Source organism: Falsigemmobacter intermedius (assembly GCF_004054105.1).
GTDB classification, from domain to species: Bacteria; Pseudomonadota; Alphaproteobacteria; order Rhodobacterales; family Rhodobacteraceae; genus Wagnerdoeblera; species Wagnerdoeblera intermedia.
The window spans coordinates 19692-43794 of record NZ_SBLC01000002.1 but is presented as its reverse complement, the minus strand read 5'-3'; the positions used below and the strand labels follow the sequence as shown (position 1 = coordinate 43794).

At 61.6% G+C, this 24103-nt stretch carries 25 protein-coding genes and 1 pseudogene; 7 read left to right on the top strand and 19 right to left on the bottom strand.

What is annotated here, in order from left to right; all coding sequences use genetic code 11:
- Positions 1-101: 101 nt before the first annotated feature.
- The 3 genes from EP867_RS01340 (at position 102) to EP867_RS01330 (ending at position 3334) form a co-directional block, all read left to right on the top strand.
- A complete protein-coding gene (locus EP867_RS01340) occupies positions 102-404 on the top strand; it encodes an FtsB family cell division protein (RefSeq protein ID WP_128486420.1) in 303 nt (100 codons plus the stop codon).
- A 90-nt stretch (positions 405-494) separates the two neighbouring features.
- Positions 495-2330 (top strand): M3 family oligoendopeptidase, encoded by a 1836-nt coding sequence (locus EP867_RS01335; RefSeq protein ID WP_128486419.1) that lies wholly within the window; start codon positions 495-497, stop codon positions 2328-2330.
- Positions 2331-2332: 2 nt separating this feature from the next.
- Positions 2333-3334, top strand: a complete 1002-nt coding sequence (locus EP867_RS01330) for an HNH endonuclease (RefSeq protein WP_128486418.1) — start codon at positions 2333-2335, stop codon at positions 3332-3334.
- 30 nt (positions 3335-3364) lie between these two features.
- Here the strand turns inward: EP867_RS01330 and EP867_RS01325 are convergent, their stop codons facing one another.
- The 10 genes and pseudogenes from EP867_RS01325 to EP867_RS01280 all read right to left on the bottom strand — a co-directional run bounded on the left by EP867_RS01325 (position 3365) and on the right by EP867_RS01280 (position 12684).
- A complete protein-coding gene (locus EP867_RS01325) occupies positions 3365-3859 on the bottom strand; it encodes a prepilin peptidase (protein WP_128486417.1) in 495 nt (164 codons plus the stop codon).
- A complete protein-coding gene (locus EP867_RS01320; RefSeq protein ID WP_128486416.1) occupies positions 3856-4710 on the bottom strand; it encodes a tetratricopeptide repeat protein in 855 nt (284 codons plus the stop codon). The genes EP867_RS01325 and EP867_RS01320 overlap by 4 nt, the downstream gene beginning before the upstream one ends.
- 42 nt (positions 4711-4752) lie before the next feature.
- Complete coding sequence (locus EP867_RS01315; protein WP_128486573.1) at positions 4753-5304, bottom strand: tetratricopeptide repeat protein; 552 nt, start codon at positions 5302-5304, stop codon at positions 4753-4755.
- A 7-nt stretch (positions 5305-5311) separates the two neighbouring features.
- Positions 5312-6289, bottom strand: coding sequence for a type II secretion system F family protein (locus tag EP867_RS01310; protein ID WP_128486415.1), 978 nt, complete (start codon positions 6287-6289; stop codon positions 5312-5314).
- Positions 6290-6293: 4 nt separating this feature from the next.
- Positions 6294-7262, bottom strand: a complete 969-nt coding sequence (locus EP867_RS01305) for a type II secretion system F family protein (RefSeq protein ID WP_128486414.1) — start codon at positions 7260-7262, stop codon at positions 6294-6296.
- Between the two features lie 14 nt (positions 7263-7276).
- A pseudogene (locus tag EP867_RS01300) lies at positions 7277-8752 on the bottom strand (CpaF family protein).
- 11 nt (positions 8753-8763) lie between these two features.
- Entirely contained in the window at positions 8764-10029 is a 1266-nt protein-coding gene (locus EP867_RS01295; RefSeq protein ID WP_128486413.1) for an AAA family ATPase, read from the bottom strand.
- Between the two features lie 235 nt (positions 10030-10264).
- Positions 10265-10897: an OmpA family protein gene (locus tag EP867_RS01290; protein ID WP_128486412.1), complete on the bottom strand. Its 633-nt coding sequence runs from the start codon at positions 10895-10897 to the stop codon at positions 10265-10267.
- Positions 10898-10901: 4 nt separating this feature from the next.
- A complete protein-coding gene (locus tag EP867_RS01285; RefSeq protein WP_128486411.1) occupies positions 10902-12284 on the bottom strand; it encodes a type II and III secretion system protein family protein in 1383 nt (460 codons plus the stop codon).
- A 154-nt stretch (positions 12285-12438) separates the two neighbouring features.
- On the bottom strand, positions 12439-12684 hold the full coding sequence (locus tag EP867_RS01280; RefSeq protein WP_128486410.1) for a ribbon-helix-helix domain-containing protein: 246 nt from the start codon (positions 12682-12684) through the stop codon (positions 12439-12441).
- Between the two features lie 81 nt (positions 12685-12765).
- Between EP867_RS01280 and EP867_RS01275 the strand changes: the two genes are divergently transcribed.
- The gene (locus tag EP867_RS01275; RefSeq protein WP_128486409.1) at positions 12766-13323 is read left to right on the top strand and encodes a hypothetical protein; all 558 of its coding nucleotides are present in this window, start codon (positions 12766-12768) and stop codon (positions 13321-13323) included.
- On the opposite strand, the gene EP867_RS01270 is transcribed toward EP867_RS01275, so the two are convergent.
- The 8 genes from EP867_RS01270 to EP867_RS01235 form a co-directional block, all read right to left on the bottom strand.
- Entirely contained in the window at positions 13320-13496 is a 177-nt protein-coding gene (locus EP867_RS01270; protein ID WP_128486408.1) for a DUF4169 family protein, read from the bottom strand. The two genes, EP867_RS01275 and EP867_RS01270, sit on opposite strands and share 4 nt — an antisense overlap.
- Positions 13497-13503: 7 nt before the next feature.
- Positions 13504-14898: a class II fumarate hydratase gene (fumC, locus tag EP867_RS01265; protein ID WP_128486407.1), complete on the bottom strand. Its 1395-nt coding sequence runs from the start codon at positions 14896-14898 to the stop codon at positions 13504-13506.
- Positions 14899-15019: 121 nt separating this feature from the next.
- Positions 15020-15496, bottom strand: coding sequence for an SspB family protein (locus EP867_RS01260; protein ID WP_128486406.1), 477 nt, complete (start codon positions 15494-15496; stop codon positions 15020-15022).
- 97 nt (positions 15497-15593) lie between these two features.
- A complete protein-coding gene (locus tag EP867_RS01255; protein ID WP_128486405.1) occupies positions 15594-16244 on the bottom strand; it encodes a DUF1194 domain-containing protein in 651 nt (216 codons plus the stop codon).
- 41 nt (positions 16245-16285) lie between these two features.
- Positions 16286-17011, bottom strand: a complete 726-nt coding sequence (locus tag EP867_RS01250; protein WP_128486404.1) for a peptidase — start codon at positions 17009-17011, stop codon at positions 16286-16288.
- A gap of 108 nt (positions 17012-17119) precedes the next feature.
- Positions 17120-17926: a transglutaminase family protein gene (locus tag EP867_RS01245; RefSeq protein ID WP_128486403.1), complete on the bottom strand. Its 807-nt coding sequence runs from the start codon at positions 17924-17926 to the stop codon at positions 17120-17122.
- Positions 17923-18876, bottom strand: a complete 954-nt coding sequence (locus tag EP867_RS01240) for an alpha-E domain-containing protein (RefSeq protein ID WP_128486402.1) — start codon at positions 18874-18876, stop codon at positions 17923-17925. Before EP867_RS01240 ends, EP867_RS01245 begins: the two co-directional genes overlap by 4 nt.
- A 100-nt stretch (positions 18877-18976) precedes the next feature.
- On the bottom strand, positions 18977-20368 hold the full coding sequence (locus EP867_RS01235) for a circularly permuted type 2 ATP-grasp protein (protein WP_164888740.1): 1392 nt from the start codon (positions 20366-20368) through the stop codon (positions 18977-18979).
- Positions 20369-20773: 405 nt separating this feature from the next.
- Between EP867_RS01235 and EP867_RS01230 the strand changes: the two genes are divergently transcribed.
- From EP867_RS01230 to cobS, 3 genes are all read left to right on the top strand, one after another.
- Positions 20774-21478 carry a phosphatidylserine decarboxylase gene (locus EP867_RS01230; RefSeq protein WP_380049887.1) on the top strand — a complete coding sequence of 235 codons (705 nt, stop codon included), beginning with the start codon at positions 20774-20776 and terminating at the stop codon, positions 21476-21478.
- A 3-nt stretch (positions 21479-21481) separates the two neighbouring features.
- Entirely contained in the window at positions 21482-22201 is a 720-nt protein-coding gene (gene pssA / locus EP867_RS01225; RefSeq protein WP_128486400.1) for a CDP-diacylglycerol--serine O-phosphatidyltransferase, read from the top strand.
- A 97-nt stretch (positions 22202-22298) separates the two neighbouring features.
- Positions 22299-23273, top strand: coding sequence for a cobaltochelatase subunit CobS (gene cobS / locus EP867_RS01220; protein ID WP_380049891.1), 975 nt, complete (start codon positions 22299-22301; stop codon positions 23271-23273).
- A 198-nt stretch (positions 23274-23471) separates the two neighbouring features.
- Here cobS and EP867_RS01215 read toward each other — a convergent pair whose 3' ends face one another.
- Positions 23472-24056, bottom strand: coding sequence for an NADPH-dependent FMN reductase (locus EP867_RS01215; RefSeq protein WP_128486398.1), 585 nt, complete (start codon positions 24054-24056; stop codon positions 23472-23474).
- Positions 24057-24103 lie beyond the last annotated feature (47 nt).

The following is a 24103-nucleotide window of genomic DNA, read 5'->3' as shown; positions in this document are numbered from 1 at the left end:
CGAAAAAAACTACCCAGCGGCGAATCAGGGGGATTCACATTGCGAATCACCTGTGCCATAACATCAGCACAAGGGGCGAAAAGACCCCTGTGAGGCAGACCATGACAGGCACTCATTCCAGCCCACCCGTGGCCACAGCACTCTGGTTAATGTGTGCTGTGGCCATTTCGGGTTACTTCGCCTTCGCAGCGATGCAGGGGGATCACGGGATCTTCCGCAGGGTTCAGATTTCCGCCGACATCGCAAAACTTGAGGTTCGCAAGGCCGAACTTGAGGCAGAGCTGGCGCGGATGCAGAACCTGACCGAACGGCTTTCGGATACCCACCTTGATCTCGACCTGCTGGATGAGCGGGCGCGGGTCGTGTTGGGCTATCTGCGCGCCGATGAGGTCGTTGTTCAGTAAACCGCCGTTCCGGCGAACCGGCAGAGCCCGCCGTTGCACCCCGGGGGCGGTCCTCTTATGTATTCGGGGTGCAACGCTTGAGAGGCTTCCATGATCCGTTCTTTCCCGCGCCCCGTCTTTGATGCCACGACCGGAGCGAAGGGGGGCGGCGGCTTCGGCAATCTGCCTGAATGGGACCTGAGCGATCTCTACACCTCGGAAGATGCGCCGGAACTGATCCGCGATCTCGACTGGCTCGACGAAGAGGCTGCGGCCTTTGCTGCGGACTATGAGGGCAAACTTCACACGCTTGATGCGGCGGGCCTGCTGGCCTGCGTGCAGCGCTATGAAGAGATTGATGTCATCGCAGGCCGTCTGATGTCCTTTGCGGGGCTGCGTTACTATCAGAACACCATGGATTCGGAGCGCGCGCAGTTCATCTCGGCCGTGCAGGAGCGCATTACCGATGCCACCACGCCGCTGGTGTTCTTCTCGCTGGAATTCAACCGCCTGGAAGATGAGGCGCTGGCCGCCCGTCTGGCGGAAAATGCCGATCTGGCCCGCTATAAGCCGGTCTTTGACCGCATGCGCGCCATGCGCCCGCACCAGCTCTCGGATGAGCTGGAGAAGTTTCTGCATGACGCCTCGGTCGTGGGCGCTTCGGCCTGGAACAAGCTTTTTGATGAGACCATGGTGGGCCTCACCTTCAAACTGCCGTTTGAAGAAGATGAGCTGAACCTTGAAGCCACGCTGAACCTTCTGACCGACCCCGACCGCAGCAAACGCGAAGCGGCGGCAAAGGCTCTGGCGGCGGTGTTCGACAAAAACATCAAACTCTTCGCCCGTATTCACAACACGCTGGCGAAAGAGAAAGAAATCGACGACCGCTGGCGCAAAATGCCCACGCCGCAGCATGCGCGCCACCTCTCAAACCACGTTGAGCCCGAAGTGGTTGAGGCGCTGCGCAATGCGGTGGTCGCGGCCTATCCCAAACTCTCGCACCGGTATTACCGCCTGAAGGCGAAATGGATGGGGCTTGATAAGCTGCAGGTCTGGGACCGCAACGCGCCTCTGCCGAGCGAGACCCCGAAAGTAGTCTCCTGGGAAGAGGCGGAAAAGACGGTGATGGAGGCCTATGCGGCGTTTGATCCGCGCATGGCCGAAATCGCCGAGCCTTTCTTCAAGAAGGGCTGGATTGATGCAGGCGTGAAAGCCGGGAAAGCGCCGGGCGCTTTTGCGCATCCGACGGTCACCACCGTGCACCCCTATGTCATGCTGAACTACCTTGGCAAACCGCGCGATGTGATGACGCTGGCCCATGAACTGGGCCATGGCGTCCACCAGGTGCTGGCGGCCGGGCAGGGCGAGATGCTGTCTTCAACCCCGCTGACGCTGGCTGAGACCGCCTCGGTCTTTGGCGAGATGCTGACCTTCCGCAAGCTCCTTGATGCCGCCAAAACCCCGGCGGAACGCAAGACCCTGCTCGCGGGCAAGGTTGAGGATATGATCAACACGGTGGTCCGCCAGATCGCCTTTTATGACTTTGAGTGCAAACTCCACGCGGCCCGTGCTGATGGCGAACTGACGCCCGATGGCATCAATGCGCTCTGGATGTCGGTCCAGGCCGAAAGCCTTGGCGATGCTTTCGTCTTTATGGACGGCTATGAGACCTTCTGGTCCTATGTACCGCATTTCGTGCATTCGCCCTTCTACGTCTATGCCTATGCCTTCGGCGATGGCCTGGTGAATGCGCTTTATGCAGCCTATGCCGACGGTCTGCCGGGCTTTGAGGATAAGTACTTTGAGATGCTGAAAGCCGGTGGCTCGAAGCACCACAAAGAACTGCTCGCCCCCTTCGGCCTTGATCTCTCGGACCCGGCTTTCTGGGATAAGGGCCTGAGCATGATTGCGGGCTTCATCGACGAGCTGGAGGCGATGGAAGCGTGAATATGATCGACCTTGCCCGGGGCATTCGAGAGCACCGGGCATTCGGGCGCCGCGATGTGCGGGGCTATAATGCGCATCTGGCGGGGGCGGTGGAATTTGCCTGCCTCGCCGATGCCAATGGCCTGCTGATTGAGCCTCTGGGCTGGTCGATGCTTCTGGCACGCGGCGGCGATGTTGAGGCTGAGGCGGAAGAAGAAAGCGCCGCACCGACCCTGCCGGAAGAACTGATCGAGGCGGGCTGGATGCGCATTGGCCATGGCGAGGAGGGCTTTGATCTGATCCTCAGCGCGCTCTCGGCCCAATGCAGCCGCCGCCGCATCCGGCTGGAGGCTGAGCGCGAAGAGGATCTGGTCTTCTGGCTTGCGCCCGATGGCGAAGACGGTCTGAAGCCGCGCCCGCCCGAGCCTGACGCTGCAAAGCTGCGCGAGGCTATGGACCGCATCCTGAAAGAGGGCGTGCCCGAGGGCTTTCAGGGGGAGCGGCACTGGTTTGTCCGCCACCCGGAAGCGCCGGAACTGATCCCCGTAAAGGCGGTCTGGGGCGTGGCGGTTGAGGCCAGCCATGGCGGCGGCTTCAGCGCGGCCTTTGCCCGCGACCGTCTGCGCCGCGCAGGCTTTACCGTCCCCGGCCCCGATCAGGGCGCGGCTGATCTGGCCGAAAGCCCCGAAAGCGTGGATCAGCTGCCCGCAGCCCTGGAAGGGGCAGAGCGCCAGATCACCCGCAATATGCGCGAGCGCGATCCGGTGGCGCGTGCAGCCTCGGAAAAAGCCTGGCGGGCGGCGGCCGAGGGGCGGCTGGTCTGTCAGGGCTGTGGCATCGATTTTGGCAAAACCTATGGGCCGCGCGGCGAAGGTTTCATGCATTTCCACCATCAGAGCGGGGTGGAGCCGCCGCGCGATCTGGTGCCGGTCTGCCCGAACTGCCATGCGATGATCCACCGCGGCGAAACGGCGCTGTCGCTCTCAGAACTTCAGGCGATGATCACCCGTAAAGAGACGAAATAAGGGCCCCGAAGGGCCCTTATTTTTTGCCGCTTATCGGGCAGCGGCAAGCGCCAGATAGATCAGAAGCGAGGCTGAGAGCGCGAGCCCCATGGGGAATTTCGGATTGCTCCAGGACTCCCAGTGGGGTGCGAGGCCGCGCAGCGCCGGGATCGCACGCGCCAGCCGATGCGCGGCAAAGGCCGCGAGCAGCGAGGCCGAAAAGATCAGCAGAAAGATCTGCAGATCCCCGAGCGCCAGAAAAGGCGCCATGGCAGCCCCGAATTTCGCATCCCCCCCGCCCATGGCCCCGATCATGGTCAGCACAAAGCCTGCGACCAGCACCACTGCGAAATGCGTCCAGCGCCATGCGTAATCGACGAAGGGCAGGGCGATCAGCCCGACGACGGCATAGACCACCAGAAGGGCCAGCACCGCTTTGTTCGGAATACGCATCGCGGCCATGTCGCTCCAGGCGACATAAAGCGCGACCGGGGTGACGAAGGGCAAAAACCACAGGGCCTGAGCGGCGGTGGTGTCGAAGGTCATTGTTTGACGTTTCCTTCGAGGGCGCGCAGAGCGCGGGCGGCGGCGTCGAAATGCTGAGGATGGGTCTCAACCGCTTCCTGCAAAAGCCCGCGCCCGGTGCGCACATCGCCCGCTTTAATCGCCGTCAGCGCCATGGTGTGCAGCAGCTCCGCCCGCTCGGTCTGGGTCATCTCAACCACCGGCAGGTCATATTTGCGCTGTGCGCCGCGCGCCATGACGAGGTTGTTTTTCGCGGTAAAGAGCTTCGGGTCATAGCGCAGCGCATCCACAAAGAGCTTTTCCGCCCCCTTGTAATCGCCACGCGTCAATTTTGAGTAACCCCAGTTGTTCAGAACCCCCGCCGGGCGATCCGTCAGGCCGGAGGCAATCTCATAGAAACTGTCGGCTTTCTTCCAGTTTTTATTGGCATCCGCGACCATGGCCTCCAGGCGGTAGCGCTGGAAAGTTTCATGGGTGGGGGGGATGGTGTTGAGCACCGCTTCCGCGCGCTTCCAGTCATTGGCGCGGATATGGGCTTCAGCCAGGCTCACCCGGTCATCGGCTTGGCCATCGGGGGAATTGGCCAGCGCTTCAAAGAGTTTCGCCGCCTGATCCGCCTGACCTGCACGCAGATGCGCCTTTGCCAGATTGCGGCGGATGTCGACGCGACCGGGGTTTTCAGCAAGGGCGCGGGTGAAATAGCTGACCGCCTCTTTCGGATCCGCGACGCTCAGCATGACATCGGAGAGATTGTTCTCATCCACCGCCGTCATATCTTTGAGCGCGCGGTCCACATCATTGCCGCCCCGGCCACATCCTGAAAGCGCGAGCCCTGCCACGCAGAGCGCGATCACCACTGACGACTGGCGCATTTTGCGTCCCTTATCCTGCTCACCGGGCTGCGCGCATCGGTTTTATCGGGTGACGAGGAGATAATTCCCCTGTCCCTGCCGCAGCAGCGCGAAGCCCTCTGCCTCTTCGCCGGCAGAATAGCTGCCTGAGTCCGATCGGGCGAGGGCCAAGCGCAGGTTTTCGCGGATGGCGTCCGTTTTGCCACTGTCGAGGGCAAAGGCTTTCTGGAAATTGCGGGCAGCCTCTCCGGTTTCACCCTTCTCCATCAAAACGACGCCGAGGTTGTTGAGGGCCGGGACAAAATCCGGTTCCTGCTCCAGGGCGCGGCGCAGGATCTGCTCCGCCTGGCCCAGCCGTCCGAGCGAAAGATTGGCCGAGCCGATGGCCGAAAGCACATCCGCCGTTGCCCCTTGCCGGGCGGCTGCGCGGTAATATGCCCGCAGCGCCAGTTCATGCTCACCGGCTTCCTGAAGGCGGTGCCCGACCGTCAGACCGTCGACGGCCCGGCCTTTGGTATCAAGGCCCGGCGCGCTGTCTGTGGGGCTGCTCCCGATCAGCCCGCATCCCGAAAGAGCAAGGCTGAGGGCGAGGAGCGGCAGAAAGGTCTTACGGATCAAGAAATCACCTGAGAGAGCCAAGCGTGGTCACAATGCCATAGATCGACGGCCCGATCAGAATGATCATCAAAGGCGGCACGGTAAAGAGCATGGTGCCAAGGGTGAGCTTGGTCGGCAGAACGTTGGCCTTTTCTTCGGCACGCATGACGCGCTTGTCGCGCATCTCGGCGGCATAGATCCGCAGTGCCTCAGCGATGGATGTCCCGAAGGTCGCCGATTGCACCATGGTGGTGACGAAAGAGGCGATATCGGGGACGCCCGAACGCTCACCCAGATCGCGCATCACCTGCGCACGCTCTTTGCCGGCCTTGATTTCCTGGGCCACGATTTCAAATTCTTCGCCCAGGGCCGGATATCCGGCGCGGATCTCTTTGGCGACGCGGATGATCGACTGATCGAGCGATTGCCCCGCCTCAACGCAGACAAGCATCATGTCGAGACTGTCGGGAAAGCCGTTGATCATCTCCTCGCGGCGCATCTGAATCCGGCGCTGCACCCAATAAACCGGGGCGTAATAGCCCAGAACCCCCGGCAGCATCCCCTTGAGCAGCAACTCCTGGGTGTCCATCTCGCCCTCAGAGGTCAGAAGAACCCACAGAACCCCGATGACAAGAAGCGACAGACCCAGCACGAATTGCGCCGCGTGATAGCTGCGCACGGCATTGCGGCCACGATAGCCCGCCTGCATCATCTTCAGCCGCGCGGCCGACATCTCCTCTGCCTTGGCAGGCTCGAGGAACTGGGCGAAACGCTGCAGCTTGTCACTGTAATCTGAGGTGCGCAGCGCCTTGCTCTGGTCCGTGCGCGGCGCGCGGGTGCTGCTTTCGCGCTTCAGTTTGTCGAGCGGATCTTCGCGCCGTTTCAGCATGCCGGGCAGGGCAATGGCAATCAGCGCAAGACCCAGAAGGCCCGCCAGCAGAACCGGCCCCGCAGGTCCGAATGCGCCCTGAAGCGCAGCCATCAGTGAGGAGGGCGCATCCATGGCGTCAGACCTTAATATTGACCATAATTTTCATATAGATCACGTTGACGACCAGAAAGAGCGCCACCACCATCGCTACGGGAATGAAAATCGGCGTGTCTTTCACATCGTCGTAATAGTCGGGCTTGACGATCTGAATCATCACCATGGCCACGATGGGAAAGCCCGAGAGGAACATCCCCGACCATTTCGCCTCAGCCGTAATCGCGCGCACACGGCGAAAAAGCTTGAAGCGCGAGCGGATCACTTTCGACAGCCCGTCAAGCACTTCGGCCAGGTTGCCGCCCGACTGCTGCTGGATCGACACCGCCACGGCCAGAAAGCGCAGATCCTGAAGATCCAGCCGCTCAGCCAGGGCCCGCAGGCTTTCCGAGACATCCCGTCCATAGGTTGCCTCATCGGCGATCAGGCCAAATTCGGTGCCAAGCGGGTCGGGGATCTCTTTGGCAACGATCTGAACCGAAGAGTTGAAGGGATGGCCCACGCGCAGCGAGCGCACCATCAGCTCAACCGCATCCGGGAGCTGTTCTTCAAATAAAGCGATCCGTTTTGAGGCTTTACGCGCCACCCAGATATAAATGCCGCCAAAGCCGATCAGAAAGGCAACACCGATGCGCACTGCCGTCTCAGCCTCAGTGCCGATCGTCAGGCCAACATAGGCAACCGCCGTCATGCCAAACATGATCAGCACCAGCGCGCCGGGCGAAAAGGCAATATTGGCCTTCTGCGCCTTGGCCGCCAGCATGGAATAAAGCGGAATGCCACGCGCCTTGAGATGCTGGTTCATCTCCTTGCGCAGCTGTTCCAGCACCTGCTCGCGCGAGCCGCCCTTCTCGAGAAGGGCGAGACGGCGGTTGACCTTGCGGTCCAGGCTGATCGACTTGCCAAAGATCGTCAGATAAAGCCCTTCAACCAAGACAAAGACGGCAAGGGCAACAAGGCCATAGATCAGCGGGGCGCTGGAAAATTCCATTGTTTACAGGCTCCTCACGGCAGCGGCTCATAGATCGCGGCGGGCAGATCGTAGCCCCACTGCTTGAAACGCTCAGAATAGGCCGAACGCACGCCGGTGGCATTGAAGCGCCCGATGATTTTGCCGTCGGGAGAGGTGCCCCGGCGCTCATAGCGGAAGATTTCCTGCATGGAAATCACTTCGCCTTCCATGCCGGTGATCTCGGTGATCGAGGTCATCCGCCGCGAGCCATCCTGCAGACGAGAGGCCTGTACGATCAGGTTCACAGCGCTGGCAATCTGGCTGCGCATCGCCTTGAGCGGCATTTCAATCCCCGACATGGCAACCATGTTTTCCAGACGGCTGACCGCATCGCGGGCGTTGTTGGCGTGGATCGTGGTCATCGAGCCGTCGTGGCCGGTGTTCATGGCCTGCAGCATGTCGATGACCTCTTCGCCACGGGTCTCGCCGACGATGATGCGGTCGGGACGCATCCGCAGGGCGTTGCGCAGACAGTCGCGCTGCGTCACCGCGCCTTTGCCTTCAACGTTTGGCGGGCGGCTTTCCATTCGGCCGACGTGGGTCTGTTGCAGCTGAAGTTCGGCGGTGTCTTCAATCGTCAGAATGCGCTCATCATCGGCGATAAACGAGGACAGGGCGTTCAGCGTCGTGGTTTTCCCCGAACCGGTCCCGCCCGAGACGATGATATTGAGCCGCGTTGAGACCGCGGCCTCAAGATAAGCGGCCATTTCTTCGGTGAAGGCACCAAAGCGCACCAGGTCTTCGACCTTCAGCTTTTCCTTTTTAAACTTCCGGATCGAGACCAGCGAGCCATCCACCGCCACCGGCGGGATCATGGCGTTGAAACGCTAGCCGTCCAGCAGGCGGGCGTCAACATAGGGGTTCGACTCGTCCACCCGGCGGCCTACCGCCGAGACGATCTTATCGATGATCCGCAGCAGGTGCTTTTCATCTTTGAACGTAATATCAGAGAGTTGCAGCTTGCCTGCGCGCTCAACAAAGACCTGATGCGGCCCGTTTATCAGGATGTCGTTGACGCTGTCGTCTTTCAGCAGCGGCTCAATCGGGCCAAGGCCCATGACCTCGTCATAAAGCTCCTGGAAGAGCTGAGAGCGGTCTTCCTTGCTGAGAACGACCGACATCTCGCTCAGCACCTCGGTCGAGATGCTGGCGATTTCGGCGCGCAGATCGGCCTCAGAGGCATGTTCCAGCGCGCCGAGGTTCAGCTGCTCCAGCAGGCGTTTGTGCAGCTCTGACTTCAGCTCGCCAAGGCGGTCCTTGCGCTTGCGCTCTTTGTCGGCGGCGGCGATCTGGGCGGGCTGAACCGCAGGGCGCGGCGAGGATTTCAGCATGCCGCCGGGCAGAACGGGAGCGCGCTGAGGCTCCGCCGGGGCGGGGGCCGCAGCGGTTGCCGGCGCCGGCGTCTGCGGGCTTTGCGCCGGGCTTTCGGCTTTGCGGTCAGCGGCGGCTTTGCGGTAGCGTGAAAACATCGGCAGACCCCTCAGAGGCGGGCGGCTTCGGCAGCCGCGTTGGTTTCGCTGATCTGCCGGGCGATTTTCTGAATTTCTTTGCGCAGCGGGTTCTTGGCCGCGCTGACCGCCAGGGGCACACCGTGGTCATTGGCCTGGGTCACCTGACGCGTGCCATCGGGCAGCATGATTTCGATATCAATGGCCAGGCTTTCGGCCAGACGGCGGGCGCGGGATTTGCCCGAAAGATCGGTAAAGCCAGGCGCACGGTTCAGCGCGAAGCGCAGCTTTTCCCAGGGCAGGTTTTCGGCCTTCAGCGCGCGCACCAGGCGCAGCGCATTTTGCGCCGAGCGCATGTCGAGTTCGATCAGCACGAAATAGACATGGGCCTGGTTCAGCACCGTCTCGGTCCATTGCACGATGGTTTTCGGCAGATCGATCACGACATAGTCGAAATTCGCCCGCGCCATGGTGATGAGCTTTGCCACATCTTCTGATGTGATGAAGTCCAGCGGCAGCATATCGGGGGGCGAGGTGAAGACATGCAGCCGGTCATTGAAGGTCAGCATCGACTGCACAAAGCTGTCGCTGTCGATCGAGGAGACATCCGAGAGCACGTCAAAGATCTGATCGCGGCGCGGCAGATCAAGGCTGGTCGCCACCGAACCGAACTGCAGATCGAGATCAATCAGCGCCACGCGCGGCGGATTGGTTTTCGACAGGTTCGCCAGCTCCCAGGCCAGATTGACGGCGAAGGTGGTGCCCCCCACGCCGCCTGCAAGGCCATGGACCGGCAGCACCACGCCGTCACGATCGCCCCCGGCGCGAAACGCCGGAGCTTCGGGAGAGGGCGCAACCTGAGGGGCTGCGAGTTCGGCGGGTGGCGCGGCGGGGCGGCGGATCCGTTCAATCGCCTCATCGAGCGCGCCTTCGGGCAACGGGTAGGGCACGAAATCTTCCGCGCCCATGCGAAGAAGCTGGTGCAGCCCGGCCGGGCCGACCTGATCGGCCACGAGGATCACCTTGATGCCGTGTTTCTGCGCCGCAGTGATCACGGCGGCGATCTCAGACAAGGTCTCCTCATCCTCCCCGTCGACGGCGAGGGCGACGAATTCGAGATGTTCGGCATTGGGCTGATCGAAGAAGGCCAGCGCCTCGCGGAAGGACAGATCGCCCCAGCGTTCGCCTAAGGCGGCCTCCATATCCTCAATCAGAAGATCAAAATTCTGCACATTGCGTGAGACAGTGCAGGCCACGATCGGTGCCGGTTCGGGATAAAGTTGTGCCACACTTGCCATCACATCGGTCCTCGTACCTGAGGCGGGGCTGATTGGGTCCGCTCCCGCTCCACAGTCGTGTCGGGACGACTCACTGTGTCCCGCTGCTCATGTTGCAAAACTCGCCTGCAATGGTGGCGAGAATTTGGCTAAAAAAACCTAAATGTTCGGTATTTTAGACGCAAAGGGGCGCGACAAACTGACCTGTCGCGCCTCTTTTCAGGGTCAAATGTGGCCATATTCAGGCGGTGACTGTTTATCCACCGGAAACACTGGTGGCCGGAGTCGTCGTCGCGCCCCCGGCTGAACGGACGTAATCGCGGAAGATTACCTCGGCATATTTGCCGTTCAGCACGGTCGGGTGGCGGGCCACAAAGCCGGTGACCTCGGTCACCGTGCGGCGATTCGCGCGCTCCGGGCCGGGAACCGGGATCACGGGCTGCGTTTTGCCGTGGCTGACGACGGCCTCCAGCCGCTCACGGCTGACGCCCTGGCTGGCCAGGAAGGCGACCACAGCCTGAGCCCGGCGCAGGCCCAGCCGATAGTTGTAAGCGCCCGACCCGACCGCATCGGTATGGCCGTAGACCTTGAAGCGCACCTCGGGGAACTGCCGGATCCAATGCGCCTGGCGGGCCAGAACCGCACGTGCCGCGCCGTCAAGCTCAGCCGAATTGAAGGCGAAGGTGATGGTGCTCGGCACTTCCTGGGCAAAGCGGGTGCCAAGCGCCATGACGTAGTTCAGCTCACCCGACTGGATCAGCCCGTTGTTCATCGTCGCATTGCCAAAGTCAGCCGCCGGCAGCTCTGAGCCAAGCTCAGAGTGACCGCAGGCCGCAAGTGAGAGAGCCATAACGAGGGGAAGGGCTTTGGAGAGAGATCTCACGGTCATGCCCTTACTCCATCACATAGCCATAGGGCGAGCTGAAGTCCTGTCGTGCGATCTCTCCGGCAGCCCCGGTGGCGCGCACGCCGCCGACGTTTTTGCCGTGAAGGAAAAATTCATTCTCGGTGGGCAGCCGCACCCGGTCGGTGGGCAGGGCCAGCGCCTCGCCACGCGTCGGGCTGACGAGATGGGGGGTGACGATGATGACCAGTTCGGATTGCTGGCGCATGTAATCGGCCGAGCGGAAGAGCGCGCCAAGGATCGGGATATCCCCAAGCCAGGGCACCTGGCCCTTCAGGTTGCGGAAGTCATCCTGCAGCAGACCTGCAATCGCAAAGCTTTCGCCGTCCCGCATCTCAACCGTGGTTGAGGTCTCACGCCGTTTGAAGCCGTTGACGGTGATCCCGGAGGTCTGAACCGCAACCGAACTGTCGATCGAGGAGACAGCCGCGTTGATCTCAAGGTTGATCACATCCCCGTCGACGACGCGGGGCGTGAAGTTCAGCTCAACCCCAAAGGGTTTATACTGAACGTCCACACCGTCATCATTGCGCACCGGGATCGGATATTCCCCACCCGCCAGGAATTTCGCCTGCTGGCCCGAAAGCGCGGTCAGGTTCGGCTCTGCCAGGGTGCGGACAACGCCTTTGTTTTCCAGCGCCTCAAGCATCACCGAGAACTGCATCGAGCCTGCTGTGAAGCCAAGGCCCAGGGTGCCGATGCCGCCGCCTGCAAGCGCTCCGCCCGCGCCATTGACGCTGGTGGTGCCGCTGCCGCCGCCGATGGTGCCATTGGCCCCCAGCTGCGCGGAGAGCGATTTTGAGACCGAGCGCTGCATCTCTGCAAAGCGCACCTTCAGCATGACTTGCTGCGTGCCGCCGACGTTCATCAGGTTGGACACCCGGCCAGGTGCGTAACGCTCTGCCAGATCAAGGGCGCGGTCGAGCCGCGCGGTCGAAGTTACCGTGCCCGAGAGCACGATGCCGTCATTGGCGGTGCGCACTTCGATCTTCTCAGAGGGCAGGATCTGGCGCAGGCGCTCTTTGAACTCGGCGATATCGGGGGTGACATGGACCTCAACATTGGAGATCAGCCGTCCCTCGGCGGTCAGAAGCGTCAGGCTCGTGCGTCCGGGCGTTTTGCCCAGCACATAGATCGAGCGATCCGAGAGCGTGGAGATATCCGCAATCCCCGGGTTGGCGATCGAAAGTTCGGCAAAAGGGGCGTCGCTTTCCACAACAACAGCCCGGTTCATCGGCACCTGAAGCGCCGAGGAGGATGCACCGCGCATCACGCGGATGCTGTCTGCCTTAACAACGGCCGGAGCTGCAAGCGTGGCAAAAGCCAGCAAAATCCCCAGCAGGCCCGCAGGGCCCGAGAATCTGAAACTCATGTGACCTGCCTCTCCGATCACCACTGCCCCGCGGCTCTTTTGTCCGCCTGGAACCCATCCCTTACATCCTGCTACTGTGACGCAGTGGCGAAATTATTGCAACGCAGAACGGGCTTTGCGCATTGTTCCCGAAATGCGACATAATCAGACGGGTTTATTCAGCCTTTTCCGCAGCTTGGGCCGCGAGGGCGCGATAGTGCTCCAGAATAAAAATCCGCAAAGCCGTGGCCAGTCCGGCACCCGTCCCGCGTGTGTCATCAATTTCAGCTGCAAGTTTCGCGAGTGAGATTTTCCGCTCTGCGGCGATCTCCTGAAGTGCCTCCCAAAAGGGCGTTTCCAGCGAAACGCTGGTGCGGTGGCCGTGAAGCGTCAGGGATCGTTTGACAGGGCGGTCGGACATGGCACTCTCCTTTGTCTATGGGTGCCAGTCCCGCAGTGCCGGGGCAAGGGCGCAAATGACAGGGCAGCGGGGATCGGCAGCATGGCGGGGATCGGACATAACGGCGGGCCGGAAATGGCGGGCTTTGAATGGCGCAGGCACTGCTGGACGGCGGCGCGGGCGCGGCTTTTGCCGGTGCTGCCGGTGGAAGTTGTGCGGATGCGGGTGAAGCGCGCGCAGGATCTCGGGCTCGATTACAAAACCTATGCCGGGGTGCGGGCGACCACGGGGCGCGATATCATTGCCTTTCTGTTCTCCTCAAACGCTCTGCGGCTGGAAAAGGCGCTGCGCGTCCCTGCACGAGAGCATGCGCGGCTGATGGCGGTGACAGGGGCAGAGCGGCTGGCCCTGGCGCAGAGCATGGCGGCGGATCAGCTGCTGCAGGCCAATGGCGATGTGCTGGACGGCGCAGGCACGGCCCCTCTTCCGATGGAGGGCTTTGGCAGCGTCGCGGCGCGTCTTCGTGCCGTGCTGGACAAAAGGCCGGGGGACGGTGTGGTTCTGATCGCCTCTGACGCGCCCTGGGAGCGCGACTGGACCGCGGCGGGCAGGCTGGCCGCGACCATCCCGGCAGAGCGGTTTTTCAGCGGCGTGGCTTAATCTTCGAGCTTATGGCCGTCGAGCGCGGCTTTCGCACGCGAGGCGTCTTCCGCCTCGCGTTTTTTCATGGCCATGGTGCGGCCGAATTTCACGGCATTGGCATCCGCTTCAGCGCGGGCGGCCCGACGGGCCGCCTGCTTTTTGAACTGCCGAAGGTTGATCACCTCTGCCATGGAAATCTCAGCCTTTCGGGCTGATCATGTCTTCCGGACGCACGACGCGGTCAAAGGTCTCGCCATCGACATAGCCGAGGTTGATTGCCTCTTCGCGCAGGGTGGTGCCGTTTTTATGGGCGGTCTTGGCCACTTTGGTCGCAGCATCGTAACCGATGGTCGGCGCCAGAGCCGTCACCAGCATCAGCGATTCTTTCATCAGCTTTTCGATGCGGGTGGTGTTGGCCTGAGTGCCCACAACCATGTTGTCGGTGAAGGACGAGGCCGCATCACCCAGAAGCTGGATCGACTGGATGACGTTGTAGGACATCATCGGGTTGTAGACGTTCAGCTCAAAGTGGCCCTGCGAGCCGGCAAAGCCGACGGCTGCGTCATTGCCCATGACATGGGCGCAGACCATGGTCAGCGCTTCGGCCTGGGTCGGGTTCACTTTACCCGGCATGATCGACGAGCCCGGCTCGTTTTCCGGCAGGATCAGCTCACCCAGACCCGAACGCGGGCCCGAACCCAGCAGACGCAGGTCGTTGGCGATCTTGAAGAGCGAACCGGCCACAGTTTTCAGCGCACCCGAGAAGAAGACCATGGCGTCATGAGCCGCCAGAGCTTCGAATTTGTTGGGCGCGGTGATGAAGGGCAGGCCGGTCTCTTTCGCGATCTCCGCCGCCACACGGGCGTCAAAGCCCACGCGGGTGTTCAGACCGGTGCCGACGGCGGTGCCGCCCTGAGCCAGCTCATAGATATGCGGCAGCGCCAGTTTCACGCGCTCGATGCCGCGGTCAACTTGCGTCGCATAGCCCGAGAACTCCTGACCAAGGGTCAGGGGCGTTGCATCCTGAGTATGGGTGCGGCCGATCTTGATGATGTCTTTGAACTCTTCCGACTTCGCCCAGAGCGCTTTCGAAAGCTTCTCAAGACCCGGCAGCAGCACGTCACGGGTGTGGGTGCCGATGGCGACATGCATCGCGGTCGGGAAGGTGTCGTTCGACGACTGACCCATGTTTACGTGGTCATTCGGGTGAACCGGCTTTTTCGAGCCTTTTTCGCCGCCCAGAATTTCGATCGCGCGGTTCGAGATGACCTCGTTGGCGTTCATATTCGACTGGGTGCCCGAACCGGTCTGCCAGACGACCAGCGGGAAGTTGTCGTCGAATTTGCCGGCGATCACTTCGTCAGCAGCCGCCACAATGGCATCGGCCAGCGTGGCATCCAGATCGCCCTGGGCTTTGTTGACCAGCGCAGTGGCTTTCTTGATGACGCCAAGCGCACGGATCACCGGAACCGGCTGACGTTCCCAGCCGATCGGGAAGTTAATGATCGACCGCTGGGTCTGTGCGCCCCAGTATTTGTCTGCGGGGACTTCGAGCGGGCCGAAGCTGTCGGTTTCGGTGCGGGTCGCGGTCATGCGTTCCTCCTGCGAATACTCGGGAACTGCCATAGCGCCGGGGGGCTGCGATGGCAATTGGTATGCGGCGGGATACCGGCGCTAACATAAAGCCCGGGGGAAACCCGGGCCTCTGTCACGCTCAGTTTTTCCGGAAGCGGTTCAGCTGAACCACCTCAGCGCCACCCGGAGAGGGGGCGGCAGGCGGCGGGGTCGGCTCATCATCGCCGTCCTCTTCGCTTTCCTCTTCCTCGTCGAATTCATCCTCATGCGCTTCAAAGCGCAGGCCAAATTCAACCGAAGGGTCCACGAAGGTGCGCAGCGCATCAAAGGGAATGCGCATGGGCTCAGGCTGGTTGCCGAAGTTCAGCGTGATGGTGAAGCCCTCTTCATCCACCTCCAGGTTCTCAAACCAGTGCTGAATGACGATGGTCATCTCATCGGGATAGCGCGCACGCAGCCAGTCTGCGAGCTGCACATCCGGATGGGTGGTGTCAAAGGTGATGAAGAAGTGATGCTCACCGGGCAGACCATGCTGGCGCACATCCGTCAGGACCTGGCGGATCAGTCCGCGCATCGCCTGATGCATCAGATTTCCATATTCAATGCTGCGCACCATAGATCCCTCATGTCGTCACGGTTCAACAGCATAGGGGATTTGCCGGACGATGGAAGAGGGAGCGGGGATTTTTCGCCCCTGCCTCAGGTTGCGGCCCTCAGGTTGCAGGCTTCGTCAGTTCGCGCAAAAGCTTGCGCCGCATGGCACGGGCAAAATCCGTATGCCCCGCGGCAGTCTCAACAAATCCGTCCCGGGTGATCACCCGCGCCCGGTAATAGCCCGAGACCGCCCGTCCGATCTGCTCAATCGCAAGGCCGTTGATCTGCACGCCGCTCCGCTCCAGCCTCTGCCGCGCGAGGCTCAGATGAGAGCCTGCGTTCTCATCTCCGTCGCCGGACACATCGACCACCTGATAGCGACAGGGCGGGGCCCGCTCGATCTGCGCTGCCGCGGCAAAAAGAGCCTCGCCGATCGCCGTGCCACCCCCTTCAAAGGCGCGGGGCATGGCGGCTGCTTTGGTGGCGAGATCTGCGATGGCTGCGGCGCTCTCAGCCGCAGTCCAGTCGATCATGACGCGCTGCTGGCCCGGGCCGGACCATTGCATCACACTGACCGCCACCCGGCGGTGCAGCATCAGATCGCGCAAAGCATCGTCGCGCAGCGCCGCCGCCAGCCCCGCAGTCTGCAAATGATATTCCGAGGCATCGACCGAGCCCGAGACATCCATGGCCAGGAGCAAAGCAGTTTCGCAGGGCAGGGCGCCCTGGGGAAAGATCAGCGCAAAGAAAAACGCCAGCCTGCCGCTCATCGCAACAGACTGGCGCGAAACCGGCGTTCAGGCGAGCCTTTTTAAAGCGAGATCTGCTGGAATCCGTCGCGCAGCGCCACCGACCAGGCCTCGGACATGGCCCGGAAATCGGCATCGCCAGCCTCAATCCGGCGGCTCATGGTCACCTCACACGCATCGCGGGCAATAACCTGCAGATCGAGCGGCATGCCGACGGACAGGTTCGAGCGCAGGGTCGAATCCATCGACAAAAGCACCGCCTTCTGGGCATCCTCCAGCGAGGTTTCCATATTCACCACCCGGTCAAGGATCGGCTTGCCGTATTTATGCTCACCGATCTGCAGAAACGGCGTGTCATCGGTGGCCTCGATGAAATTCCCCTCCGGATAGATCAGGAACATCCGCGGGTTACCGCCCCTGCGCTGCCCGGCGACGATCATGCTGGCCGAGGCGCTCTGACGCATGGAATGCAGCTTTTCTTCCACATCCATCCGCACGCTTGCCAGCATATTTCCGACGATCTCGGCGACCTTCAGCATGGTCGGCGCCTTCATGATTGAGGTCTCACCATCGGAATCGGTGGCACGGATCGCATCGCGCAGCCGCGACAGCGTGGTCTGGCTGACCGAAAGCGATCCGGCGGTCATAATGGTGATCACCCGCTCGCCCGCCTCCTCAAAGGTGAACATCTTGCGATAGGTGGCAATATTATCGAGCCCCGCATTGGTGCGGGTGTCCGACAGCAAGACCATCCCGGCCTTCAAAAGCAGTCCAACGCAGTAGGTCATCACGAGTTTCCCGATTCGCAGAGGCCCAGCCTACGCCCCCGACAGGGGCGGGAAAACCGGCTGCGCGGTCGCAGCCGGCTTTCAGGGCATGAAAATCGGGCGGATGCCTTATTGTTGGGCAGCGCCAACCTGAACGCGGACATCCATCCCCTCGGTACCGGTTCCGCGCGCAGTCCCGCGGATCGGCGCGGCATCGGGCGCATCAAACCCGCAGCCAAGGCGGATATAGCGGTCATCCGGACAGCAGCGGTTGGCCGCATCAAAGCCTACCCAGCCCAGGGTCTCGATCCAGATTTCCGCCCAGGCATGCATGGCCTCATGGGGGCTGCCATCTTCGGTGGCGTGCAGATAGCCGTTGACGTAGCGCGCCGGAAGATCGCGCAGCCGCGCAACCGAGATCAGCGCATGGGCATGGTCCTGGCAAACCCCGGCCCCCAGCGCCAGAGCCTCTGCCGCCGTGGTGCGCGCGCTGGTGACCCCGGGCTGATAGGCAATGGCCTCTGCCACAGCCCCCGCCAGACCATGGGCAAGCGTCAGCGCATCGGGCGCCTCGACACTATGGGCAAGCTTATGCAAAGCCACATCCGCCCGCGTCGGCGCCGTCTCGCGCAGCCAGACCAAAGGCGACAGGCTCTCCCGATGGCCCCGCAACACCCCGGCCAGATCTTCGGTCTCCACCCGGCCGCGCACCGTCACCACCACCTCCGAGACCGGACCCTGCACCGACCAGGACTGGATCTGCGTGCCCGATCCGTCCCGAAACCGACCACCCCGGATGCCGTCCGAGACGCTCACCTCCCAGTCCAGAACCCTCTGGCCGTCAAAGAGCGCAGGCGTCAACCGATGGCTCTGCACCACGCCGCGCACCGGCCTGTCCCAGGAGTAGCGGGTGACATGTTCCACCGTCAGCTTCATCGGTTGTCTCCGCTCAGATAAACCTCATGAACAATCCGCCCGATCTCTGCCACTTCACGGATAAAGCGGGTCAGAAACTCATGCATCCCCTCATCAAAAATCTCCTCCACCGAAGTCTGCTGCAGCCGGTGCAGCAAAGCGCTCGCCGCATCCTGGGCCGCACTCTCGCGATGATAGAATTTCGCAAGCTTGGCAAGATTCTGATGCAGCCCCTCGGCACAGGTGATCAGCGCCCGGGGGCATTGATTGTTCAGGATCAGAAAATCGGCGATCTTCGGCGCCGTGATCTCGCCGCCGTAAGCCCAATGAAAGGCCCGGTGCACCGACATGGCGCGCAAAAGCGTTGACCACTGGTAATTATCAAGACCCGAGCCTACGAAGTCCGCTTTCGGCAGCAGCACATAATATTTCACATCCAAAAGCCGCGCGGTGTTATCCGCCCGCTCCAGATGATAGCCGATATTCAGAAACTGGCTGCCGTCATTGCGCAGAAGCGTCGCATCAATCGCCCCGCGCACCAAAGCCGCCTGCTTCAGCGTCCATTCCGTCAGACGAAAGAGCGACAGATCGGACCTCGGCGCCCGCTCCAGCTGGCGCAACTCCTGAAAGGCCGAATTCAGCGCATCCCAGACCTGGGCCGTCAGCGCGGTGCGCACAATCCGCCCGTTCTCCCGCGCCCTTGTGATACAGGCCGCCACGGAAGAGGGATTATCCACATCAAAGAAAAAATGGCTCTCGAGATTGCGCTGCACGGCATCGCCATATTTCCGCCGGAAAATTTCCGCCGTGCCACTGGCCTGCAACAGCGCGTCCCATTCATTGCGGTAGCCATGTCCCGCACTCGGCATCAGCGCAATCCGCGCCCCCACCTCCAGCGCCCGTGCTGCCGTATCGGCACGCTCCATATAGCGCGCCAGCCAGTAAAGATTATCCGCCGTCCGGCTCAGCATGGCAGATCCCCCCTCAGACAGACTGCATCTTTGGTTTTTTCAAAATACTCCAGGGGTCCGGGGACAGCGTCCCCGGCACCTGCCACATGCAGCCGGCCCCTCATTCTGCCAGCACCCAGGTGTCTTTTACCCCGCCCCCCTGAGACGAGTTCACCACCAAAGACCCCTCTGTGAGCGCCACCCGCGTCAGCCCCCCCGGCACCAGTTCAATCCGCTCACCCACCAGACAATAGGGCCGCAGATCCACATGCCGCGGCGCGACACCTTCCTCCACGAAAGTCGGTGAGGCCGACAGCGCAAGCGTCGGCTGAGCGATGTAATTTCCGGGATTGGCCGCGACGCGCGCGCGGAAGCTTTCAATCTGATCGCGGGTCGATTTCGGCCCCACCAGCATGCCATAGCCGCCCGAGCCGTGAACCTCTTTCACCACCAGCTCGCCCAGGTTCTCCAGCACATATTTCAGATCATCGCCCTTCGCGCACTGCCAGGTCGGAACGTTCTGCAAAATCGGCTCTTCGCCTAAGTAAAACCGGATCATCTCGGGCACATAGGTATAGACCGCCTTGTCATCGGCCACCCCCGCGCCGGGGGCAGAGCAGATCGACACCCCGCCCGAGCGGTAGACATCCATCAGCCCCGGCACCCCCAGCATGGAATCTGGTCGGAAACACAAAGGATCGATGAAATCATCATCAATCCGGCGGTAAATCACATCGACGCGCCGCGGGCCTTCCGTGGTGCGCATCCAGACAAATTCGCCCTCAACAAAGAGATCCTGCCCCTCAACCAGCTCAACCCCCATCAGATCTGCCAGAAAGCTGTGCTCATAATAGGCCGAGTTAAAATGGCCCGGGGTCAGAATGACGATATTGGGATCGCGGTTACATTTCGCGGGCGCAACGGAAGCCAGCGTGCGGCGCAGAAGATCGGGGTAGCGGTCCACCGGTTCAATCCGGTTCTCGCGGAAGATATCCGGGAACATCCGCATCATGATCTCGCGGTTCTCCAGCATATAGCTGACCCCGGACGGCGTGCGGCAATTGTCCTCCAGCACATAAAAATCTTCCGGCCCCGTGCGCACCAGATCGATGCCGACGATATGCGAATAGACCCCCTTGGGCGGCACGAAGCCCGCCACGGATTTCTCATAGGCCGCGTTTTTGTAAACCAGATCCGCCGGAATGCGGCCCGCGCGCACGATCTCACCGCGCCCGTAGACATCGGCGAGAAAGGCATTGAGCGCCCGCGCCCGCTGCCGGATGCCACGGTCAAGCCGTGCCCATTCCTGGGCGGTAAAGACCCGCGGGAACATGTCAAAGGGGATCAGCCGGTCCGGATCGCCGCCCTCACCATAGACGGCGAAGGTGATGCCGATGCGGCGGAAAAGCTCTTCCGCCTCGGCCTGTTTCATCTGGCGCAGTTCAGCAGGCATGGCCGCCATCCAGTCCTGCAGCCGCCCATAGGGCGCGCGCACCTGACCCGCGTGAAACATCTCGTTAAAATAATCGGTCACAATTTCCCCATTCGCTTCGGGCAGGGGTGCTGCCCTGAAAGGCTGCCGGTCGGATCACTCTTGAACGCGGGCCCCGGCCTCGCAAGGCTGCGCAGGACGCTGCCTGCACTCTGCGCAGAGATTGCCTTAAAAAGCATCAAATCTCTCTCTCCCGCTCTGCGCCAGGCGCGGCTGCATGAAAATTACGCAGATCAATGCGCCGGGTTCCGCCGCCCCTCGTGCAATCGTTTTCCCCGGTGACAGAAGGGAACAGGGCCGATCAGAGGGAAATGCCCCCTTAAAGTGGCGGAGAGACGCAAAAATCCCCTCTGCGGCGACAGCCGCGCTTGATCCTGAGGGCGTTCCGCCGCTATTGAACGCAATCTTAACCTGAAAGGATGACACATGGCCGGTGGTGGCTCAGCATTTGATCGGATGAAGGTGCGCCTGCACCCCGAAGGGCGCAAATTCGTGGCGATCTTTGCCGCGGTGACGCTGGTCTTTTTCTTTGTCTGGCAGCCGCTCGGCTGGATCGGGCTGATTGCGACCGTCTGGTGTCTGGCCTTCTTCCGTGACCCGATCCGGACCGTGCCCCAGGAAGCGGGCATCGTCGTCAGCCCCGCCGATGGCGTGGTCTCGATGATTGAGCGCGTGGCGGTGCCGCCGGAGCTGCACATGGAGGCCCGCGAGCTGACCCGCATCTCGGTTTTCATGGATGTCTTTGACTGCCATGTGAACCGCACCCCGGTTGCCGGCACCGTCAAGCATATCGTCTATACCGAGGGCAAATTCCTCAACGCCTCGCTCGACAAAGCCTCGCTCGACAATGAGCGCAATTCCATGGTCGTCACCACCCCCGATGGCCGGGAAGTCGGCGTGGTGCAGATCGCGGGCCTCGTGGCGCGGCGCATTTTGTGCTTTGTCGATAACGGCACGCCGCTTGCCACCGGTGAGCGCTTCGGCCTGATCCGCTTTGGCTCGCGGGTCGACGTCTATCTGCCCGATGGTGTGGAGCCGCTGGTTGCCGTGGGGCAGAAAATGGTGTCGGGCGAAAGCGTTCTGGCCCGGATGAACGGCCCGCAGACCCCCATCGTGACCGCAAAGGTATAAACCATGGCCCGTCGTATGCGTGAGAACCTGCCTTTCGTGCACCTTGTTCCCAATCTGATCACCATTTTGGGGCTGTGCTGTGGCCTGACGGCCATGCGGCTCACCTTTGACGGGCTTTACATCTATGCGGCGGCCCTGATCGTCTTTGCCGCAGCCATTGACGGACTTGACGGCCTGGTGGCGCGGCGTCTGCGCGCCACCTCAGAAATGGGCGCGGAACTCGACAGCCTGTCGGATTTCGTCTGCTTTGGTGTGGCCCCGGCGCTTCTGACCTACCGCTTTGCGCTTTTCCCGGACCAAGGTCTGGGCTGGGTGCTGGCGCTGACCTTCGCGATCTGCTGCTGTCTGCGGCTGGCGCGGTTCAACACCATGCGCGACCAGCCCGACGCACCGCGCCACTTCCTGGGCGTTCCGGCCCCGGCGGGTGCGGGTCTGGGGCTGCTGCCGGTCTTTGCCACTTTTGCAGGCCTTGTCAATTTTCGGGAGATGCCGCTGATGGTCGGGCTGTGGCTCGGCTTTGTGGGCTTCCTGATGATCTCGCGCATTCCCACGCCCTCGGCCAAAGGGCTGAAGATCGCCCGGGATAAGGCACGCTTCCTGCTGATCGGCGTTGCGATCTGCGTCGGGCTGATGGTGACGCGGTTCTGGCTTTTCATGACGCTGGTCTGCCTGATTTATCTGGCGGTGGTGCTTTTCCAGGCGGTTCGTCACCGCCGCTTCTGATCCGGGCCCTCGGGCCTTGCAGCCCCCGGTTATATGTTCCACAACTGTCTGCGAACGGCGCGTCAGTCGCGCGTGAGCGGAACAAATGGCGGATCCTATGGCAGAGACGGGACTGAAACCGACCGAAGAAATCTCGGTACGCGAGGTATTCGGCATCGACACGGATATGAAGGTAAAGGCTTTTGCAGAGGCCTCTGACCGCGTTCCGGTGATCGATCCGACCTATAAATTCGATCCCGATACCACGCTCGCGATCCTGGCCGGCTTTGCCTATAACCGCCGCGTGATGATCCAGGGCTATCACGGCACCGGTAAATCCTCGCATATTGAGCAGGTGGCCGCGCGTCTGAACTGGCCCTGTGTGCGGGTCAACCTCGACAGCCACATCAGCCGGATCGATCTGATCGGCAAGGACGCCATCAAACTGAAAGACGGCGTTCAGGTCACGGAATTCCACGAAGGCATCCTGCCCTGGGCTCTGCGCAACCCCTGCGCCATCGTCTTTGACGAATATGATGCGGGCCGCGCAGACGTGATGTTCGTGATCCAGCGCGTTCTGGAGACCGACGGCAAACTGACGCTTCTTGATCAGAACGAAGTCATCACGCCGAACCCTTACTTCCGTCTGTTTGCAACCGCGAACACCGTGGGTCTGGGCGATACCACCGGGCTTTACCACGGCACCCAGCAGATCAACCAGGCCCAGATGGACCGCTGGTCGCTGGTGGCCACGCTGAACTACCTCAGCCATGATGCAGAAGCTGCCATCGTTCTGGCGAAGAACCCCCATTACAACACCGAGAGCGGGCGTAAGAAAATCAATCAGATGGTCACCGTGGCCGATCTGACCCGCAAGGCCTTCATGGCCGGGAACCTCTCGACCGTGATGAGCCCGCGGACCGTTCTGGCCTGGGCACAAAACGCCGAGATCTTCCGCAACGTGGGCTATGCCTTCCGCCTGACCTTCCTCAACAAATGCGATGAGCTGGAGCGTCAGACCGTGGCGGAGTTCTATCAGCGCTGTTTTGGCGAGGAACTTCCGGAAAGCGCAGCCTCGATGGCGATGCAATAACGAAAAGGCCGGCGGAAACGCCGGCCTTTTTCTTCAGAACAGGCGACATCGCCGCGATGTCGCTGTCACCGCCTCAGGGCGGATTTTCTATGCCCATATTTGTGGGAGATGCATAAAATAACAATTTTGCAGATCAGTCGTGGGGCGGATCATAAAAAAGCGGCCGCGGAGGACCGCTTTGCAATTCAAAGCACTGGTTCAGCCGCGGGCCGCTTTGGTGGCCTTGCCCCACCAGACCAGATCCTCCGCCATGGCTTTGACCGAGCCTTTGAGGTTCTCTTCGATATCCGCCATATTGCCGCTGCCCCCCATGCCGGGATGCACCTTAAAGAAGTCGCCCGCGGCGATATGAACGGCGTTGCGGGTCGGCACCATCTGCAGTTCAACCGCCATATTGCGCAGATGCTCCAGCGCGCGGGCCGCGCCGGTGCCGCCATAGGCGATCGCGCTCATGGGTTTTTTGTTCCACTCGTTATAGGCCTGATCGAGCGCGTTTTTCAGCGCACCTGAGATCGAGCGGTTGTATTCGGCCACGGTGAAAATATAGCCGTCAAATTCGCCGATCTTTTTCTGCCAGGCGATGGCCGCCGGATCCGACGAGGGCATCCAGAGGTTTGAGGCCGGCTCATCGAAAAGCGGCAGATTGAAATCGCGCAGATCGACCTTTTCCACCGACAGCTCAGGGTGATCTTTCAGCTGCTCCAACAGCCAGTCTGCCGGGATATCGGCAAAACGGGTGGCGCGGGTCGTGCCGATCACAAGCGCAATGCGAAGCTTCGTCATGTTAGATCCTTTAACTATGATAAGAGGCAAACCACTGGCACCGAGCA

Excerpts from the sequence above, each read along its gene's own strand:
- EP867_RS01340 (WP_128486420.1), top strand. The coding sequence starts at position 102 with ATGACAGGCACTCATTCCAGCCCACCCGTGGCCACAGCACTCTGGTTA.
- EP867_RS01335 (WP_128486419.1), top strand. The coding sequence starts at position 495 with ATGATCCGTTCTTTCCCGCGCCCCGTCTTTGATGCCACGACCGGAGCG.
- EP867_RS01330 (WP_128486418.1), top strand. The coding sequence starts at position 2,333 with ATGATCGACCTTGCCCGGGGCATTCGAGAGCACCGGGCATTCGGGCGC.
- EP867_RS01325 (WP_128486417.1), bottom strand. The coding sequence starts at position 3,859 with ATGACCTTCGACACCACCGCCGCTCAGGCCCTGTGGTTTTTGCCCTTC.
- EP867_RS01320 (WP_128486416.1), bottom strand. The coding sequence starts at position 4,710 with ATGCGCCAGTCGTCAGTGGTGATCGCGCTCTGCGTGGCAGGGCTCGCG.
- EP867_RS01310 (WP_128486415.1), bottom strand. The coding sequence starts at position 6,289 with ATGGATGCGCCCTCCTCACTGATGGCTGCGCTTCAGGGCGCATTCGGA.
- EP867_RS01305 (WP_128486414.1), bottom strand. The coding sequence starts at position 7,262 with ATGGAATTTTCCAGCGCCCCGCTGATCTATGGCCTTGTTGCCCTTGCC.
- EP867_RS01295 (WP_128486413.1), bottom strand. The coding sequence starts at position 10,029 with ATGGCAAGTGTGGCACAACTTTATCCCGAACCGGCACCGATCGTGGCC.
- EP867_RS01290 (WP_128486412.1), bottom strand. The coding sequence starts at position 10,897 with ATGACCGTGAGATCTCTCTCCAAAGCCCTTCCCCTCGTTATGGCTCTC.
- EP867_RS01285 (WP_128486411.1), bottom strand. The coding sequence starts at position 12,284 with ATGAGTTTCAGATTCTCGGGCCCTGCGGGCCTGCTGGGGATTTTGCTG.
- EP867_RS01280 (WP_128486410.1), bottom strand. The coding sequence starts at position 12,684 with ATGTCCGACCGCCCTGTCAAACGATCCCTGACGCTTCACGGCCACCGC.
- EP867_RS01275 (WP_128486409.1), top strand. The coding sequence starts at position 12,766 with ATGGCGGGGATCGGACATAACGGCGGGCCGGAAATGGCGGGCTTTGAA.
- EP867_RS01270 (WP_128486408.1), bottom strand. The coding sequence starts at position 13,496 with ATGGCAGAGGTGATCAACCTTCGGCAGTTCAAAAAGCAGGCGGCCCGT.
- fumC (WP_128486407.1), bottom strand. The coding sequence starts at position 14,898 with ATGACCGCGACCCGCACCGAAACCGACAGCTTCGGCCCGCTCGAAGTC.
- EP867_RS01260 (WP_128486406.1), bottom strand. The coding sequence starts at position 15,496 with ATGGTGCGCAGCATTGAATATGGAAATCTGATGCATCAGGCGATGCGC.
- EP867_RS01255 (WP_128486405.1), bottom strand. The coding sequence starts at position 16,244 with ATGAGCGGCAGGCTGGCGTTTTTCTTTGCGCTGATCTTTCCCCAGGGC.
- EP867_RS01250 (WP_128486404.1), bottom strand. The coding sequence starts at position 17,011 with ATGACCTACTGCGTTGGACTGCTTTTGAAGGCCGGGATGGTCTTGCTG.
- EP867_RS01245 (WP_128486403.1), bottom strand. The coding sequence starts at position 17,926 with ATGAAGCTGACGGTGGAACATGTCACCCGCTACTCCTGGGACAGGCCG.
- EP867_RS01240 (WP_128486402.1), bottom strand. The coding sequence starts at position 18,876 with ATGCTGAGCCGGACGGCGGATAATCTTTACTGGCTGGCGCGCTATATG.
- EP867_RS01235 (WP_164888740.1), bottom strand. The coding sequence starts at position 20,368 with ATGTTTCACGCGGGTCAGGTGCGCGCGCCCTATGGGCGGCTGCAGGAC.
- EP867_RS01230 (WP_380049887.1), top strand. The coding sequence starts at position 20,774 with ATGGCCGGTGGTGGCTCAGCATTTGATCGGATGAAGGTGCGCCTGCAC.
- pssA (WP_128486400.1), top strand. The coding sequence starts at position 21,482 with ATGGCCCGTCGTATGCGTGAGAACCTGCCTTTCGTGCACCTTGTTCCC.
- cobS (WP_380049891.1), top strand. The coding sequence starts at position 22,299 with ATGGCAGAGACGGGACTGAAACCGACCGAAGAAATCTCGGTACGCGAG.
- EP867_RS01215 (WP_128486398.1), bottom strand. The coding sequence starts at position 24,056 with ATGACGAAGCTTCGCATTGCGCTTGTGATCGGCACGACCCGCGCCACC.